Origin of the sequence: Methylobacterium sp. Leaf113, from assembly GCF_001423325.1 — a bacterium.
Classification (GTDB): Bacteria; Pseudomonadota; Alphaproteobacteria; order Rhizobiales; family Beijerinckiaceae; genus Methylobacterium.
This window is the reverse complement of the sequence record NZ_LMNJ01000034.1, coordinates 218,064-233,379: the sequence shown is the minus strand read 5'-3', so window position 1 is coordinate 233,379 and position 15,316 is coordinate 218,064. Positions and strand designations below refer to the sequence as shown.

16 protein-coding genes are annotated in these 15,316 nt (G+C 69.0%); 9 read left to right on the top strand and 7 right to left on the bottom strand.

All coding sequences use genetic code 11. From position 1 onward, the window contains the following. Positions 1-231 precede the first annotated feature (231 nt). Positions 232-378 (top strand): hypothetical protein, encoded by a 147-nt coding sequence (locus tag ASF60_RS24670; protein WP_156634229.1) that lies wholly within the window; start codon positions 232-234, stop codon positions 376-378. Positions 379-516: 138 nt separating this feature from the next. On the opposite strand, the gene rpmF is transcribed toward ASF60_RS24670, so the two are convergent. Further along, a complete protein-coding gene (rpmF, locus tag ASF60_RS17645; RefSeq protein ID WP_056187853.1) occupies positions 517-705 on the bottom strand; it encodes a 50S ribosomal protein L32 in 189 nt (62 codons plus the stop codon). A 427-nt stretch (positions 706-1,132) separates the two neighbouring features. On the opposite strand from rpmF, the gene ASF60_RS17640 reads away from it, so the two are divergent. The 6 genes from ASF60_RS17640 to rpoN all read left to right on the top strand — a co-directional run bounded on the left by ASF60_RS17640 (position 1,133) and on the right by rpoN (position 6,923). Then, entirely contained in the window at positions 1,133-1,510 is a 378-nt protein-coding gene (locus tag ASF60_RS17640; protein ID WP_056187849.1) for a ComEA family DNA-binding protein, read from the top strand. A 189-nt stretch (positions 1,511-1,699) separates the two neighbouring features. Then, positions 1,700-2,326, top strand: a complete 627-nt coding sequence (locus ASF60_RS17635) for a ribonuclease D (RefSeq protein ID WP_056187846.1) — start codon at positions 1,700-1,702, stop codon at positions 2,324-2,326. Positions 2,327-2,545: 219 nt separating this feature from the next. Continuing rightward, positions 2,546-3,319: a hypothetical protein gene (locus ASF60_RS17630; protein ID WP_056187842.1), complete on the top strand. Its 774-nt coding sequence runs from the start codon at positions 2,546-2,548 to the stop codon at positions 3,317-3,319. Positions 3,320-3,390: 71 nt separating this feature from the next. Next, the gene (locus tag ASF60_RS17625; RefSeq protein ID WP_056188109.1) at positions 3,391-4,107 is read left to right on the top strand and encodes an LptA/OstA family protein; all 717 of its coding nucleotides are present in this window, start codon (positions 3,391-3,393) and stop codon (positions 4,105-4,107) included. Continuing rightward, on the top strand, positions 4,104-4,979 hold the full coding sequence (gene lptB / locus ASF60_RS17620; RefSeq protein WP_443136775.1) for an LPS export ABC transporter ATP-binding protein: 876 nt from the start codon (positions 4,104-4,106) through the stop codon (positions 4,977-4,979). The genes ASF60_RS17625 and lptB overlap by 4 nt, the downstream gene beginning before the upstream one ends. A 381-nt stretch (positions 4,980-5,360) precedes the next feature. Then, complete coding sequence (rpoN, locus tag ASF60_RS17615) at positions 5,361-6,923, top strand: RNA polymerase factor sigma-54 (protein ID WP_082508038.1); 1,563 nt, start codon at positions 5,361-5,363, stop codon at positions 6,921-6,923. A 33-nt stretch (positions 6,924-6,956) separates the two neighbouring features. Here rpoN and panD read toward each other — a convergent pair whose 3' ends face one another. From panD to ASF60_RS17590, 5 genes are all read right to left on the bottom strand, one after another. After that, entirely contained in the window at positions 6,957-7,418 is a 462-nt protein-coding gene (gene panD, locus ASF60_RS17610) for an aspartate 1-decarboxylase (RefSeq protein ID WP_056187836.1), read from the bottom strand. A 168-nt stretch (positions 7,419-7,586) separates the two neighbouring features. Then, entirely contained in the window at positions 7,587-8,033 is a 447-nt protein-coding gene (locus ASF60_RS17605) for an NfeD family protein (protein ID WP_056187833.1), read from the bottom strand. After that, positions 8,030-9,010, bottom strand: a complete 981-nt coding sequence (locus ASF60_RS17600) for an SPFH domain-containing protein (protein ID WP_056187830.1) — start codon at positions 9,008-9,010, stop codon at positions 8,030-8,032. Before ASF60_RS17600 ends, ASF60_RS17605 begins: the two co-directional genes overlap by 4 nt. Positions 9,011-9,129: 119 nt before the next feature. Then, a complete protein-coding gene (locus ASF60_RS17595; protein WP_244478479.1) occupies positions 9,130-10,416 on the bottom strand; it encodes a thermonuclease family protein in 1,287 nt (428 codons plus the stop codon). A 47-nt stretch (positions 10,417-10,463) separates the two neighbouring features. Beyond that, the gene (locus ASF60_RS17590) at positions 10,464-11,318 is read right to left on the bottom strand and encodes a hypothetical protein (protein ID WP_056188102.1); all 855 of its coding nucleotides are present in this window, start codon (positions 11,316-11,318) and stop codon (positions 10,464-10,466) included. Between the two features lie 720 nt (positions 11,319-12,038). Between ASF60_RS17590 and ASF60_RS17585 the strand changes: the two genes are divergently transcribed. Together ASF60_RS17585 and ASF60_RS17580 are read left to right on the top strand one after the other, a co-directional pair. After that, positions 12,039-12,962 carry a lipid kinase gene (locus ASF60_RS17585; RefSeq protein WP_056187824.1) on the top strand — a complete coding sequence of 308 codons (924 nt, stop codon included), beginning with the start codon at positions 12,039-12,041 and terminating at the stop codon, positions 12,960-12,962. A gap of 145 nt (positions 12,963-13,107) precedes the next feature. Next, a complete protein-coding gene (locus tag ASF60_RS17580; RefSeq protein ID WP_056188099.1) occupies positions 13,108-13,905 on the top strand; it encodes a TerC family protein in 798 nt (265 codons plus the stop codon). Between the two features lie 198 nt (positions 13,906-14,103). Here ASF60_RS17580 and ASF60_RS17575 read toward each other — a convergent pair whose 3' ends face one another. Beyond that, a complete protein-coding gene (locus ASF60_RS17575; RefSeq protein WP_244478478.1) occupies positions 14,104-15,060 on the bottom strand; it encodes an acid phosphatase in 957 nt (318 codons plus the stop codon). Positions 15,061-15,316: the final 256 nt, after the last annotated feature.

The window sequence follows — 15,316 nt, the reverse complement described above, 5'->3', positions numbered from 1 at the left end:
GTTTCGCGAATTCCCGATTCCCGTGTCGGCCGTGGCGCGTAGTCTTCCGCGCCGCTTCGGCCGGAGGGAAGGTTGACGAACCCTTAACGTCGACCATTTCTGTTCCCAGGCGCCGCGCGGGCGCGGGGAATGGATGCCATGGAGCGCCCCGAATCAAAGTCGCCCCCCGACGACGGAACGCTTACGCGCCGGGATCTCCTCGTGATTGCCGGCCGTGACGATTCGGCCCCGTTGAGCCTGCGTCCCATCCCTGCCCGCCCCATGGCAGGGTTCCTCGCTCAGTTGATCGTGAGCACGGAGCCGACCCTGCGCCCTTCCCGCATCGAGCGCACGCGCTCGGCCGCAGCCCGTTACGCCGAGGCGGCACGCCGCGCCTGACAGGTTCTCCCGTATTGGGCACACGGCCGAAGGTGGCCCGCGCAACGAAAAAAGCCGGACCCGCTGATAGGGGTCTCGGCTTTTAAGCGTCGGAATCGATCGCCGTACGTCGGGCGCCCGTCAGGCGTCCCGCGAAGCTCAGGCCTCTGCGGACTTCACTTTGAGGACCTGACGGCCCCGGTACATGCCCGTCTTCAGATCGATGTGATGGGGACGGCGCAGCTCGCCCGAATCCTTGTCGGTGACGTAGGTCGGGGCCTTGAGGGCATCGGCGGAGCGGCGCATGCCGCGACGCGAGGGGGAGGTCTTTCGCTTCGGAACGGCCATCGGAAGAGTCCTGTACGGCAAAAAAGGCACCGCTGGCGCGACTTCCTGGGGAAGGCCGCCTCGGCACCGTGGTCAAACGGAGATTCGCTGGCGGCTCTATAACGCCAGACGCCGCTTCTGGCTAGAGCGGTCCGGCGCAAGAGACCGACCCCGGTTCGACGGCGGCCGCGCGTGCCGAACCTCCTGACCGACATCCACACGGTGAAGCTCTCAAGCGTTCGCCAAGACAAGCTGCTATACAGCCTAACCCGATCAGGATTTCTGCCCGGTCGCCCCTTCGATCCGAGTTCGATCCGAGTTCGATCCGAGTTCGATCCGGGCCTGAACGCGCGCGAGAACTTTAATCTGCGGTTCAAGTCGGGACTTCTATTCCGGAAGCAGGGTCGCTGCCGCATCGCGCGGAGAGCGATGCTTTCGGGAGACGTCCATGTCCTCATCCCTGCTACGTACCCTCGCTCTGCTGACGTGCTTGGCCGCCGGCCCTGCTCTGGCCCAAACGCCGAGCCCGACCATGACCTCGCCCTCGCCCTCGCCCTCGCCAAAAACGATGGCGCCGACCGCGCCCACCCCTCCGAAGGCGCCTACGGTCGAGAGCCCCGCTGCCGCGCACAAGGCCGCCCTGATCGACATCAACAGCGCCACCGCCGCCGAACTCGACGCCTTGCCGGGCATCGGTGCGGCCCGTTCCGCCGCCATCATCAAGGGCCGTCCCTATCGCGGCAAGGATGAGTTGCTGTCCAAGAAGATCATCCCGCAGAACGCCTATGACGGCATCAAGGACAAGGTCATCGCCAAACAGAAGTAGCGGCCGGCGCGGCGCGCCTCGTGTCGCGCGCCGCGTGCCCATCCTGGATTGTTTGTCTGCCTCACCCCTGTGGGCCTCCCTTGTCGGGGGCGGGAGCGAGTGGTAGGCGCCGGAGATCACACGCAAAAACACCGCTCGAAAACGCCGTTCTTGGCCCGTCACAGATTCCAGCGCAGAAGCCCGTCCGCCATGCCGCCGCATCCCGCCATCCGTCTGCATCGCGGCGACCTGCCAGCCGATTACGTCGCCGGCCCGGCCATCGCCATCGACACCGAAACACTGGGCCTCAACCCGCATCGCGACCGGCTGTGCGTGGTTCAGATCTCGCGCGGCGATGGCACCGCCGATGTGGTCCAGATCATTCCCGGAGGCCCGGCGGCCGAGACGCTCCTGCGCGTCCTCGCCGATCCCGCCACCCTGAAGATCTTCCATTTCGCACGCTTCGATCTCGCCGTGCTGTTCCATGGTCTCGGGGTCATGCCCGCGCCGGTCTACTGCACCAAGGTCGCCTCGAAGCTGGCCCGCACCTACACCGACCGACACGGGCTGAAGGACGTCGTCCGGGAACTCGTGGGCGTTGATCTCTCCAAGCAGCAGCAATCCTCCGATTGGGGGGCAGACACCCTCAGCCAGGCGCAAGTGGATTATGCCGCGTCCGACGTGCTCTACCTGCACGCCGCACGGTCGCGCCTCGACGCGATGCTGGAGCGGGAGGGGCGCACCGAGATCGCCAGAAGCTGCTTCGACTTCCTGCCGACCCGTGCTCGCCTCGATCTGGCCGGCTGGGCCGAGGCCGACATCTTCGCGCATACCTGAATGCCTGTCTGAGTGCCCGTGTGACGGTGGTCGTGCGCCGCCGCACATCTTCGCGGTGGCACCCGGCTTCATTCCGACGATCGATCGGCCGGAGGCTTGATGCTTTGGCAAGCTTCCCGTCATAACTTCGCCACCGCCCCCGGGCATCCGGCGGCCGACCCAGCCGCGGCGCGCCCCTCGCGAGTGCCGACGCCGCCGGGGCACGATGTTGGGAATGTCATGCAGGTGGGCGCGGCGATCGAGACGGGGCGGACGAACGAGGGTCGCGCGGATGCGCGCCGGACTCGCGCCCATGCGCGTGCGCGCAGCCACAGCAGCCATGTGCTCGCCCTGCGCCGGATCATCCCCCTGGCCGCTGGAACCGCCGTTCTGGCGCTCGCGGTCGTCACCCTGTTCAATCCGTTCGGTTCCAGCCTGCCGGACGTGTCGATGGGTCAGGTCAGCCTGTCGGGCAGCAAGGTGAAGATGGAGAACCCCCGGCTGTCGGGCTTCCGCAAGGGTGACCGGGGCTACGAGGTGACTGCCACCGCAGCCTTTCAGGATGTGCGCAAGCCCAGCGTGATCGAGCTTCAGGCGATGAAGGGCCAGCTCAACACCGACGACAAGGGGGGCCTCCTCCACCTCGAAGCCGCCGCCGGCGTGTTCGATTCTTCGCGCGAGTCGCTGAACCTCGATCGCGATATCCGCCTCTGGACCGACAAGGGCGAGGAAGTTCGTCTGAAGACCGCCGCCGTCGACTTCAAGGCCGGCAGCGTCAAGTCGAGTGACACGGTCACGGTCTCGATGCCGAGCGGCACCATCGTGGCCGATTCCCTCGAGGTGATCGACAGCGGGCACGTGATCTCCTTCGTCGGCAACGTGCACACGGTGCTGCATCAGCAGGACAAGTCCGAAGCCTCCGGCGATGCGTTGCAGATCGCGCGCCTGAACGATCGGGCGGCGCGCGTCCGCACGACGTCGGCCGAGCCGGAAGACGGGGGGCGTCGTCCGTGACGCAGTCTGCGGCGACCCGAGCCGCCCTGCCCCGGCGCGCAAGCCTCCTTGCCCTGTCCGTCGTGACCGTCATGCTCGCAAGCAGCGCCTCGGCGCAAACGGCGCCCGCTTCTCCCCGCAAGGAGAAGACCGCCTCTCCCCTGGGCAGTCTCGGGGGCGGCGGCAAGGAGCCGATCAAGATCGACGCGGACCGTCTCGACGTGTTCGACCGCGAGAACAAGGCGATCTTCGCCGGCAACGTCGTGGCGGTCCAGGGCGACAGCACCATCCGCTGCTCCAGCATGACGGTGCGCTACAAGCGCGGCAAGGACAAGAAGGAGCCGGCACAGGCTGCGGCCGAGACCGCGAGCCAGGCCGAGCGCGCCGCCGGCCTGAACGAGAACGGCATCCAGCGCGTGGAATGCGCCGGCCCGGTCACGGTGGTGCAGAAGGACCAGATCGCCACCGGCGACAACGCCGTGTTCGATCAGGAGGCCAAGCGCATCGTGGTCACCGGAAACGTCATCCTGAGCCAGTGCCAGAACGTCACCCGGGGTTCGCGCCTCGTCTATGACATGGCCACCGGCCGGGCAAACATGGACCCTGTGGCGGGCGGGCGCGTTTCGGCGCTGCTGGTTCCGCAGAAGGAGGACGGCGCCAAGGGCAAAGGATGCTCGCAGGCTCCCATCGCCGGGCGCGTCGCGAAGCCGCCGGTTAACAGAGCGTCTGCCGATAAAGCCTCCGCTGACAAGCCCACGGAAGCATCCGCCGAGAAGCCCGCCGGCAAGCCCCGGGCTCAGACGAATTGAGTGCCGCAGCACCGGCGCCCGCCCTGGCGGAGCGCTCCTCTGAAGGTGCGGACGCACGGCGCCCGACGTCCTTGTTCGGTCGCCTCTTCGGTGGACGCGCGCGCCGCCGTGCAGCGGAGGCCGCCGCCATTGCCGAGGAGGGGGGCGGCCCCGGCATCCTCTGCGTGCGCGGGCTGCGCAAGAGCTATGGCGCCCGCACCGTCGTGCACGAGGCTGGCCTGACCGTCCGCAACGGCGAGGCGGTGGGCCTGCTTGGCCCCAACGGCGCCGGCAAGACCACGATCTTCTACATGATCACCGGTCTCGTCACGGCGGATCGCGGCACGATCACCCTCGATGGACTGCCGATCACCCGGCTGCCGATGTATCAGCGCGCCCGCCTCGGCATCGGCTATCTCCCGCAGGAGGCTTCGATCTTCCGCGGCCTGACGGTGGAGGACAATATCCGCGCCGTGCTCGAAGTGGTCGAGCCCGACCGCAAGGAGCGCGGTCGCAAGCTCGAATCGCTGCTTGAGGAGTTCGACATCGCGCGCCTGCGCAAGTCGCCGTCGATCGCGCTCTCGGGGGGCGAGCGACGGCGCTGCGAGATTGCGCGGGCGCTGGCCTCCTCACCGAGCTTCATGCTTCTCGACGAGCCTTTCGCGGGCATCGATCCCATTGCGGTGGGCGATATCCAGGATCTGGTAAAACACCTGAAGCAGCGCGGCATCGGTGTGCTGATCACCGACCATAACGTGCGCGAAACCCTCGGGTTGATCGACCGGGCCTACATTGCCCATTCCGGCCGTATTCTGACCGAGGGGACGCCGGAAGAGATCGTGGCTAACCCCGAAGCGCGCCGCCTCTATCTCGGCGAAGACTTTCGCCTCTAGGCACGCCCTCGCTCCGGGTGGGCCCTTCGCAATTGGCCGGCAGAACAAGACGCCGCCGGCATCTCCCGCAGATTTTTTCACCCGATCGCGTGGCGGGACCAATTCGGCCCGGGTCTGGCGCGACGCCGACTTTCCCTATCGCAACAAGCTTTTGTTAGCGTGCACAATGCGAGGTTCAGCCCTCGCCTGAGCGTCGGACGCCTGTGGTGTTTCGGTGACGTGCCTAATTTGCGAGCAAATGTTCCCCGGCACGCTTTGACGTGTGCTCGGGTTGGCGCTACACCTGGGAACTGCGAAAAGGAAGCAAGATCTGTGCCGAGGCGGGGCTCACGGCGACGTGCGCGGCTGGCCTAAGGCGCGACTCACTCCGGGGCCACAACCATGAGTCTGCTGCAACGGCTGGAAATGCGCCAGGGCCAAGCCCTGGTGATGACGCCTCAGCTTCTCCAGGCGATCAAGCTCCTCCAACTGTCCCAGCTCGATCTCGCCGCCTATGTGGATGCAGAACTGGAGCGTAATCCTCTCCTCGAACGCGCCGAGGGCGAAGCCGAGATCGAACGTCCCCCCAGTGAGACACCTTCCGAATCCTCCGTCGATCGGGCCGGAGATGGCGAGGATGGCGATTACGACGGTGGCGACGAGCCGTGGATCGCCACGACGCTGACGGCGAGCGGCGCCGACATGGAAAGTGCCCTCGACACCCGCCTCGACAATGTCTTCTCGGACGAGAATCCGAGCCATGCGCGCGAAGCGGCCTCCGGCGACATGCTCTCGCTGACGCCGGCTCCCTACGGCAACACCGGCGGAAGCTTCGAGGGGGAGGCCCCCGACTTCGAGGCGACGCTGACCGCCGAGGTCTCTCTTCGCGAACATCTCGGCGCCCAGCTCGACCTCGCCACCCGCGATCCGATGGACCGCCTGATCGGCGGATTTCTCATCGACGCCGTCGACGATGCCGGATACCTGCGCGAATCGATCGACGCGGTGGCCGAGCGCCTCGGCGCCTCGCTTGACCGGGTCGCCCGCGTGCTGAAGCTCGTCCAGAGCTTCGAGCCGGCGGGGATCGCTGCGCGCGATCTCGCCGAATGCCTCGCACTCCAGCTGCGCGACCGCGACCGTTTCGATCCCGCCATGCAAGCGCTGGTCTCGCGCCTCGACCTCGTGGCCAAGCGCGATTTCGCGGCGCTTCGTCGGCTCTGTGGCGTCGATGACGAGGATCTCGTCGACATGCTGGCGGAGCTGCGCCGGCTCGATCCCAAGCCCGGCCGCGCCTTCGGGGCCCGCGCCGTCGAGGTGCTGATCCCGGACGTGTTCGTGCGCGCCGCGCCGGACGGCTCCTGGCTCGTGGAGCTCAATGCCGAGGCGCTGCCGCGGGTCCTGGTCAACCAGAGCTACTATGCCCGCGTCTCACGCGGAGCGGCCGCCGAGGGCGACAAGGCCTTCCTGTCGGAATGCCTTCAGACCGCCAACTGGCTGACCCGTAGCCTGGAGCAGCGGGCCCGCACCATCCTCAAGGTCGCCTCCGAGATCGTGCGCCAGCAGGATGCCTTCTTCCTGCACGGCGTCGCGCACCTGCGCCCGCTCAACCTGAAGACCGTGGCCGAGGCCATCGGCATGCACGAATCCACCGTCTCGCGGGTGACCTCCAACAAGTCGATCGGCACCAGCCGGGGCACGCTGGAGATGAAGTACTTCTTCACCGCGGCGATTCCGGGCGCGGCCGGCACCGCGTCTCATTCCTCGGAGGCGGTGCGCCATCGCATCAAGCAACTCGTCGACGGCGAGGCCCCGAGCGACGTGCTGTCGGACGATGCCCTGGTCCAGAAGCTCCGCGACGAAGGCATCGACATCGCTCGCCGTACCGTGGCGAAATACCGGGAATCCCTGCGAATTCCCTCCTCGATCGAGCGCCGGCGCGAGCACTTTGCCTATGCGGGGCGCTGAGGCGCGGGCTCTGAGCTGCGGGCTCCGCGGCCCTCAGGTGAAACGGATACGATGCGCGATCTGCGGCTTCGCTGAGACGTCCTGTGCCGGTTCGATGATCCGCATGTCGATGCGTCCCTCCGCGTCGCGGAAGACGTCGTAGATCACGCGATCGGTGACGGTGTTGCCGTCTCCGAAGATCAGGACCTGCGGCTTGCGCGCCATCACGTCGTCGACGGTGCCATAGGTCGAGGAGGCGATGATGATTTCGTCGCCGACCTGGCAGGTCCGGGCGGCCGCGCCGTTGAGGATGCAGCAGCCCGAGCCGGCCGGTCCGTAGATGACGTAGGTGCTGATCCGTGCGCCCGACATCTTATTCCAGATCTCGACGAACTCGAGGGGATCGAGCCCGACCTCCCGGCAGAGATCCGCGTCCAGCGTGATCGAGCCGTGATAGTTGAGGTCGGCCCCCGTGACCCTGATGCCGTGCAGCTTGGCGCGGACGAAACTCTGCATTGCTCGGGTTCCTTTAGGTATCGGGCTGCGCCGGGCAGCCATCGCGGCTCTTGCGCCCGACCGACGCCAGCTTCAGCTTCATGAGTGGGCTGGCCGACGAAAGGCAACCCCGAGGCAAACCGGAACACGCCGGAACGCCCCCGTCAGCCGGCGCAAAGCACAGCCGCGTCACACGGGAGCCGGGAGAGCCACCACCATGAGCAGGGTGCCTTCGACCCCCGTCACCCGGACCCGTGTGCCGAGGGGCGCGTCGGGCCCCGCGACGCGCCAGAGCGTGTCGTTGACGCGGATATGTCCCTCGCCATCGACAATGGCGGCGGCGAGCGGGTAGTCGCGCCCGAGGAGGCCCTGAGCGCCCTGATTCAAGGCATTCGCGCCGGCCTGGGTGCGGCGGCTCGCAACCACGGCGAAAGCCACCGACAATGCGGCGAACAGCAGGAGCTGGCCCTGCCAGGGCAACGGCACGAGGAGGATCTGCAGGCCCGTGACGAGGGCCGCAAGACCGAGCCAGAGCAGGAACACGCCGGATGCGATGAGTTCGGTTCCCATCAGCACGAGGCCGATGAGGATCCAGGTCCAGGCCGGCCCGATTGCTGCCACGAACGCGGCGATCATCGGCCGGCTCCCCCGACATTCGGAGGCAAGCCGGTGCTCTTTCGGGCCTGGGCGCCCTCGCCGAAGACGCTGCGGGTGATTTCTGCGATGCCGCCGAGGGTGCCGGCCAGGGCCGCGGCCTCGATCGGGACCACCACGACGCGCTGGTTCGGGGCCGTGGCGATCGCCTTCACCGCCTCCACGTACTTCTCGGCCACCAGGAAGTTCGCCGCCGCGATGTCGCCCTTGGCGATGGCCTCGCTGACCAGCTGCGTCGCCCGCGCCTCGGCCTCGGCGCCGCGCTCACGCGCCTCCGCATCGCGGAACGCCGCTTCCTTGCGGCCCTCCGCCTCCAGAATCGCCGATTGCTTGCGTCCCTCGGCGCGCAGGATATCCGCCTGCCGGTGGCCTTCCGCTTCCAGAACCGAGGCGCGCTTCTCGCGCTCGGCCTTCATCTGACGGGCCATGGCGCCGGCCAGGTCGGCGGGGGGCACGATGTCCTTAATCTCGATGCGGGTCATCTTCACCCCCCAGGGCGAGGCCGCCGCATCCATCACCCGCAGCAGGCGCTCGTTGATCTCGTCGCGGTGGGAGAGCAACTGATCGAGGTCCATCGAACCGACCACCGTCCGGATGTTGGTCATGGTCAGGGTCATCATGGCGACTTCGAGATTCGAGACCTCGTAGGAGGCCCGCGCCGCATCGAGCACCTGATAGAAGACCACCGCGTCGATCCGTACCCCCGCATTGTCGCGGGTGAAGGCCTCCTGGCTCGGCACGTCGATGACCTGCTCCATCACGTTGACCCGCCGACCGATGCGCTCGACGTAGGGCGCGATCAGCCCGAGCCCGGATTCCAGGCTGCGATGATATTTGCCGAACCGCTCCACGGTATAGACGTGGCCCTGCGGCACGATGTTGATGCCGATGGCGAGTGTGACGACGACAAGCGCCACCAGCACCACCGCCGCGATGCTCACACCCACAGACAGATCCATTCTTCGAGCCCCCCGATTCCCGCCGGCATTGAGACCGCCGGGACCGGTGGACGCAAGCGGAAGCAAACGCTGGTGGCGAACGAACCAGCCGGTTCGTCGCACGCCGTCGGGGATCGCGGTCAGCGCGCCCAGACGCCCAGACGTTCGGCCCGGGCGTGATCTTCGGCCGCCACGAGGTCGGGGGTCGCCTCGGGGGAGGCGCGGCCACCGCCGTTGAACAGCACCACCTCCGAAAGGTCGCGCCCGTCCACCGCGCAGAGCCGGGCCTCGCTGCCGGCCACCGGCTGGCAGGTCACGGTGCGCCCGGCGAGGTATCGGATGAGTTCGTCGGCCTGTCCGCCGCGCACCCACTCGACCCCGAACAGCCGCACCAGCTTGCCGCCGACCCGAAGGGTGGCGGTGTCGATGACCTCCACCGGACCGCTGATCTCGTTGGTGGCGGTCCGCTTCGGAGGGGCCTCCTCGGCCGGGGCCGGGCTCATGTCCGGCGCACTGGGCGACGGCGTCGCGGCGGAGGTCTGGGAGGGAGGCTGCGCGGAGCTTCCAGCCTCGACGGGCGGGGCGTCGGAGGGCGCGGTATCGGGGGCCGTGATTCGTCCACCGAGCAGGGCGGCCAGGCTCACCAGGGCGATGGCGCCGATGCCGAGCAGCAGGGCGGGGCGGGACAGGGCGTCCCGCAGGACGTTGCGGTCGCGGGTGACCTCGCGCAGGCGGGACGCGTTGTCGACGATCCGGCCGCGGGCATAGCCGCCGGCGCGGCGCGCGCCGTCCCGGACCCGGTCCGCGACGAGGCCGGCCCGGCCCGGCGCAAGGGTAGGGACCGGGACTGGGACCGGGGCACGGACCTCGGAATCCGACGCGCTGGTATACGCCGAGGTCGCGTCACCCGACGCGAAACGCGCCGCCCGATCACGCCGCAGCGTCGCCAGCCGACCGCCGAACGCGGCGCCGAGGGCGCGACCGCGCCGGGCCGCCCCATCCGCCAGGGCGCGGACGCGCACCGATTGCGCCGCCACGAATCGCGCGGTCGCGGCCCGGACATCCGGGGGCGGAACCACGACGGGCTCCGGCTCCGGCTCCGGTTCGGGAACGGGTCGGAACAGGGCGGGATGACGCTCCCGGAATTCCGCGAACAGGGCCGCGACATCCATCGGCACCGGATTGCCGTCGGGGTCGGTGATGTGGCGCGGGGCACCGGTCCGGTCGATCACCCGGTAGCCCGGGGGCGCCGGGGTCGCGACGAGCGCCGCTTCCGCCAGCAGGGCCAGCGTCCGTTCGGCCACCGGATGGACGCCCTGGCGCGCGATCTCGGCCGCGATCCCGGCGCGCAGGGCCGCGCGGTCCGGATTCGTCGCATCCCGTCGGGCGTCGCTCGACACCGGCGAGGGTGGATTTCGTTCATCCAAGACGCGAACAACTCCGGACATGACGCAGTGCCCGCGGCGAGCCGGCTTCAGGCACCGCGCGGAGCCCCCGCTATAGCGCTCTGCGGCCCGGCACCATAGCGGCGCACGACCCGGCTCGATTCGGCGACGATGAGCGGGCGCTCGCCGGCGAAGCTGATGGTGAGGGTCAGTTCGGACACGCCCTGCGAGCGCACGCCGCGCGCCGGATTGTCGGCGCGGAAATCGAAGGTGGTGCGGACGACGCAGGTGGCGCTGGCCGCGTGGCAGGCGGTCCGGGTGGTGCCGCCCTGCGTCGCGTAATGCCGCTCCGGCCAGCGCCGGACGAAGCGCCGCTTCTCCGCCATCAGGGCCGCCAGCGAGACGGTGCGGCCATGGAAGCGGACGCGCTCCGCGTAGAAGCGGGGCGCGGCGGACACCATCGCGTCACCCGGTGCCGAAACGGTGTCGAGGTAGCGCTCGGTCAGGCGGGTCGCCGCGATCGCCCATTCGGGGAAGCGGGCCTCGGAATCGATGGCCGGAGACGCCATCGGCGTCTCGGCGAGGCGCGGGCGAATGTGCAGGCGATCGGAGGCGGATCGGCTCTCGCGCATCCGGGGCGCGCGCCGGCCCTCGGGCGCGGGCTCGGCGAGGCGGCGGCGCGGCGAGGCCATCGGCGTCCGCTCGGACCGGGTGCCGTCCCGGGCGGGTGCCGCCGCCTGCGCCCGCGCCGAGGGCGGAGTGTCGGCGAGGGTCGTTGTCTCGGCCGAGGAGGTACCGGCCGAGGAGGTTCCGACTCCCGCTTTCCCGGATGCAGGCTTGTCTGCGACCGGCGTCTCGGCCTGTGCCGGCTGGCGTGCCGGCGGATCGACCCAGCCCGGACGGCTCTGGGCCTGGGCAGGTCCGAGGGAAAAGGCAGCGCTCATCAGCACGGCCGACGACAGCAGGCCGAGCCGACCCAAAAGATCATGCCGACCGAAAAGATCATGCCGGCCCGAATCGAGTCCGGGAACGTCGCGTCGGCCGAAGCCGATTCCGTGGAAGCGTGGACCGTGGCGCATGGCATCATCACCGGGGTCGCGGCCTGGATTTCGGAAAGGCGGGTGTCGGACCGGTCGACCGAAATGAAACGTCGGGTGTGCCCGCTAAGTTTCCCTGAACCCGGCGCCGCATCCCGCCGGTTGGCCCCCGTTTCCATCAGTCCCTGTGGAAGGGTGCGGGGATTGCGGGCATCGATCGACCGGCGATCCGGTCCCGCTTCCACCAGACCGGCCCGCACCGGCGTCCGATCGGCCTGGGGGCACGCGGCATCGGCGGGCTCTGGCGATCGCCGGGGCTCTTGTGATGGGGGGCTTGTGATGGCGGGGGCTCTTGTGACGGCAGGGACTCTTGTGATCGCCCGGGGCTCTTGTCATTGCCAAGCCTGCGCCCAACTTGTGGTGCGGGTCCGGGCCCCTCTGGCGGTCGAGGCGTTGACCGTGATGTCGGACCCTTCCATGCTTTTGCGCTGACGCGGCGCGAACGCACCGGAGGGTTTCAGACCTCATGGTTCATCGTTGTCTTCAAGGTCCCGGTCTTCCCCACGATCCTGAGCCGGGCCGAACCTTGCCGGGCCGAGCCCAGTCGCGCCGGATGGGAGCGCTCCGATGAGCGCGCCGTCCCGCAAGGCGCTTCTTCTCGTCAACCCGAAGGCCCGCAACGGCGGCTTCTCCCTGGACGCGGTGCGCGACGTGCTGCGTGCCGGGGGAATCGAGCCCTACGAGCCGCCGGGCGACGCCGATTGCTCCGCGGTGATCAAGCGTCACGCCGCCGGCTGCGACCTCGTCATCCTGGGCGGCGGCGACGGCACCCTCAACGCGGCCGCTCCCGCCCTGGTGGAGACGGGCCTGCCCCTCGGCATCCTGCCCCTCGGCACCGCCAACGATCTCGCCCGCTCGCTCGGACTGCCGGTCGATCCCGTCGAGGCGGCCCGCCTGATCACGGAGGCGGAGGCGCGGCCCGCCGATCTCGGCTGCGTCAACGGGCATTACTACTTCAACGTCGCCAGCATCGGCTTCTCGGCGGATCTCGCCGGCGACCTCACGGCCGAATCGAAGAAGACCTGGGGCACCCTCGGCTACGGCATCGCGGCGATCCGCGTGCTGCGGCGGATGCGGCCCTTCACGGTCTATATCGAGCATGACGGCCAGACCGAGACGGTACGCACCATCCAGGTCTCGGTCGGCAACGGCCGGCACTACGGCGGCGGCATGACCGTGGAGGAGACGGCCACCGTCGATGACGGCAAGCTCGACTTCTACAGCCTCGAGGTCGCCCATTGGTGGCGGCTGCTGATGCTGCTGCCGGCCCTGCGCAAGGGCACCCAGGGCAAGGCGGCCGACGTGCGGGCCTTCAGCACCACCGAGATCGTGGTCAAGACCAAGAAGCCGCGCCCGGTGAACACCGACGGCGAATTGTCGACCTACACGCCGGCCCATTTCAAGGTCGTGCCGAGGGCGGTGCGGATCTTCAGCCCGGCGCCGGCCGAGCGACCCGGCGTGCCGGCGGACCACGCCGACCTCCCGGCCTGATCGCGCAGACCTGCGGAGGGCGTCCCGGGGCCGATGGCCCCTTCTCGAAATCTTCCGGGGGCCGAGCCGGCCCCTCCCCTCTCCCGGGGTATTCCGCGCCGCGAACCGATCCGCGGCCATGCCCGACCGACTCGACGAGGCCAACGTGGACAGCCTGCTTCAACTCGCCAACGATCCCACCGCCTGGGCGGCCCTCGCCACCCTGGTGGTGATGGAGATCGTGCTCGGCATCGACAACCTCATCTTCATCTCGATCCTCACCAACAAGCTGCCGCCCGAGCATCAGCAGAAGGCGCGGCGCATCGGCATCGGCCTCGCCCTCATCCTGCGCCTCGGCCTGCTCGCCACCATCGCGTACATCGTCGCCCTGACGCAGCCGGTCTTCGAGGTCTTCGGCAAGGGCTTCTCCTGGCGGGATCTCATCCTCATCGCGGGCGGCCTGTTCTTGCTGTGGAAGGCCACCAAGGAGATCCACCACACCGTCGATCCGGAGCCGGAGGGGCATGACACCCTCGGGGGCAAGGCCGCCATCGGCTTCACGGCAGCCATCGGACAGATCCTGGTCCTCGACCTGGTGTTCTCCATCGACAGCATCATCACCGCGGTGGGCATGACCGAGCATGTTCCCATCATGGTGGTGGCCGTGCTCGCCGCCGTGACGGTGATGCTGCTGGCCGCCGATCCGCTGTCGCGCTTCATCGCCGCCAACCCGACCGTGGTGATGCTGGCCCTGGGCTTCCTCATCATGATCGGCATGACGCTGATCGCGGAAGGCTTCGGCGCCCATGTGCCCAAGGGCTACATCTACACCGCCATGGCGTTCTCGGCCGGCGTGGAGGGATTGAACATGCTGGCCCGGCGGCGGCGACGCGGCCCGTCTTCGACCACGACCTCCAGCTCGCCGGCAGGCCGCCCCCTCAAGCGGGACGGGGGCCAAGCCTGATCGAACGTGGTTAACGTTTCACGGGAAAACTCGAAGGGCCCGCCCGGAAAACCGGCCGGGCCCTTCGGCGTTTACGACAGAACCTATCGAGGGTGAGTCGACGCCCGACACGGTGGGATCGCCGAGATCGCACGCCCGCCGCAAGCCAGTCGGAAAGGTCCGGACCTGGGTTTTTGCCCTACAGGATGGAATCGCGGACTACAGGATGGGCTCGCGCGCCGCGGCATCTTCGCGGGCGCAGACCGCCTGATCCGGAGCGGCACCGCCGGAGGCCAGGAGCTTGCCGAGTTCCACCCGCGCCTTCTCGAGATCGGCCCGGAACGTCGCATCGCCCTGGAGCGCGGCGAAGACCGCGCTGCCGGCGGTGCGGCCGGCCTCGATGTCGCTGGCCCAGTGCAGGCCGCAGACGATGCGGCTCTCGCCGTACGAGCGGGCGCGGACGAAGAACTGCGTTGCCTTCTCGGGCATCAGCGCCGCCATGATCGCCGCATAGGTCCAGGATTGCGTCGCGTGGCTGGACGGGAAGCTGAAGGCGTTGCCCAGCTCGGAGGTGCGGACCACGCAGATCTCGGCATCGTTGCCGACGAAGGGGCGCAGCCGGCGGTAATGCAGCTTCGGCGCCCGGGTGGCGTGGGCGATGTCGAGGCGCGCACGCTCCATCAGGGTCATGAGGGCCGGGGCGCGCGACTGCTCGATGCGCTGGCCGATCACGCAGGCGAAATCGTCGAGGATCGCGGAGGCCCCATCGGCCACATCCGTGGTGGCGAGGGCCCAGCGTGGGGTGCCCTTGAGGGCGCGGGTGGCGACGAAGGCGGCCTTGTCGGCCGCCTCGGCCGCCGACTGCCCCCGGGGCGGGGCGCCGAGGATCGCCACGGTGTCGGGGGCCTGCGCATCCGACAGGTAGGGCGCCCGCGCGGGCTTGCCCGGCGTCAGGGGAGCGGCGGAAACGGCCGGGGCCGAGTTGGGCTTCTGGGCAGCCTCGGCCGGCTTGTTCGGCGCAGGAGCAGTGGTGGCGGGAGAAGTGGGGACAGGAGAGGTCTGAGGAGGAGCAGGCTGACCCGGTGCGGTCTGGGCCAGAACGCCCACCGGCAGCGTGGCGAGCATGGCCGCAGGCATGGCCGCGGCAAATGTCAGGAGAAGAGACAGGCGGGCCATCGGCATCTCGGGTCGGAGGTCAGAACACAGCAAGTGCCACGGGCCTATAGGGTTCCCAGACAACGGGCATGTGGCATTCCTGACCTGAACGTCGACCGAACCGCGCCCTGTTTCCTGAACAATCTCGCCGTGCGGCGACATCGGCGCGGCGGCGGCCAAGGCCGATCCCCGGGACCGTGTCGGCGGGCTGTCTCGAAGGCTGGTGGGGTCCCGCGCCCGCGACGAAACCCCGGGGCGATCGGCCGGCCTCCGGTGC

What these genes read in the sequence shown, in the direction of transcription:
- rpmF (WP_056187853.1), bottom strand. Translation starts at nt 705, where the DNA reads ATGGCCGTTCCGAAGCGAAAGACCTCCCCCTCGCGTCGCGGCATGCGC.
- ASF60_RS17640 (WP_056187849.1), top strand. Translation starts at nt 1,133, where the DNA reads ATGTCCTCATCCCTGCTACGTACCCTCGCTCTGCTGACGTGCTTGGCC.
- ASF60_RS17635 (WP_056187846.1), top strand. Translation starts at nt 1,700, where the DNA reads ATGCCGCCGCATCCCGCCATCCGTCTGCATCGCGGCGACCTGCCAGCC.
- ASF60_RS17630 (WP_056187842.1), top strand. Translation starts at nt 2,546, where the DNA reads ATGCAGGTGGGCGCGGCGATCGAGACGGGGCGGACGAACGAGGGTCGC.
- ASF60_RS17625 (WP_056188109.1), top strand. Translation starts at nt 3,391, where the DNA reads ATGCTCGCAAGCAGCGCCTCGGCGCAAACGGCGCCCGCTTCTCCCCGC.
- rpoN (WP_082508038.1), top strand. Translation starts at nt 5,361, where the DNA reads ATGAGTCTGCTGCAACGGCTGGAAATGCGCCAGGGCCAAGCCCTGGTG.
- panD (WP_056187836.1), bottom strand. Translation starts at nt 7,418, where the DNA reads ATGCAGAGTTTCGTCCGCGCCAAGCTGCACGGCATCAGGGTCACGGGG.
- ASF60_RS17605 (WP_056187833.1), bottom strand. Translation starts at nt 8,033, where the DNA reads ATGATCGCCGCGTTCGTGGCAGCAATCGGGCCGGCCTGGACCTGGATC.
- ASF60_RS17600 (WP_056187830.1), bottom strand. Translation starts at nt 9,010, where the DNA reads ATGGATCTGTCTGTGGGTGTGAGCATCGCGGCGGTGGTGCTGGTGGCG.
- ASF60_RS17590 (WP_056188102.1), bottom strand. Translation starts at nt 11,318, where the DNA reads ATGAGCGCTGCCTTTTCCCTCGGACCTGCCCAGGCCCAGAGCCGTCCG.
- ASF60_RS17585 (WP_056187824.1), top strand. Translation starts at nt 12,039, where the DNA reads ATGAGCGCGCCGTCCCGCAAGGCGCTTCTTCTCGTCAACCCGAAGGCC.
- ASF60_RS17575 (WP_244478478.1), bottom strand. Translation starts at nt 15,060, where the DNA reads ATGGCCCGCCTGTCTCTTCTCCTGACATTTGCCGCGGCCATGCCTGCG.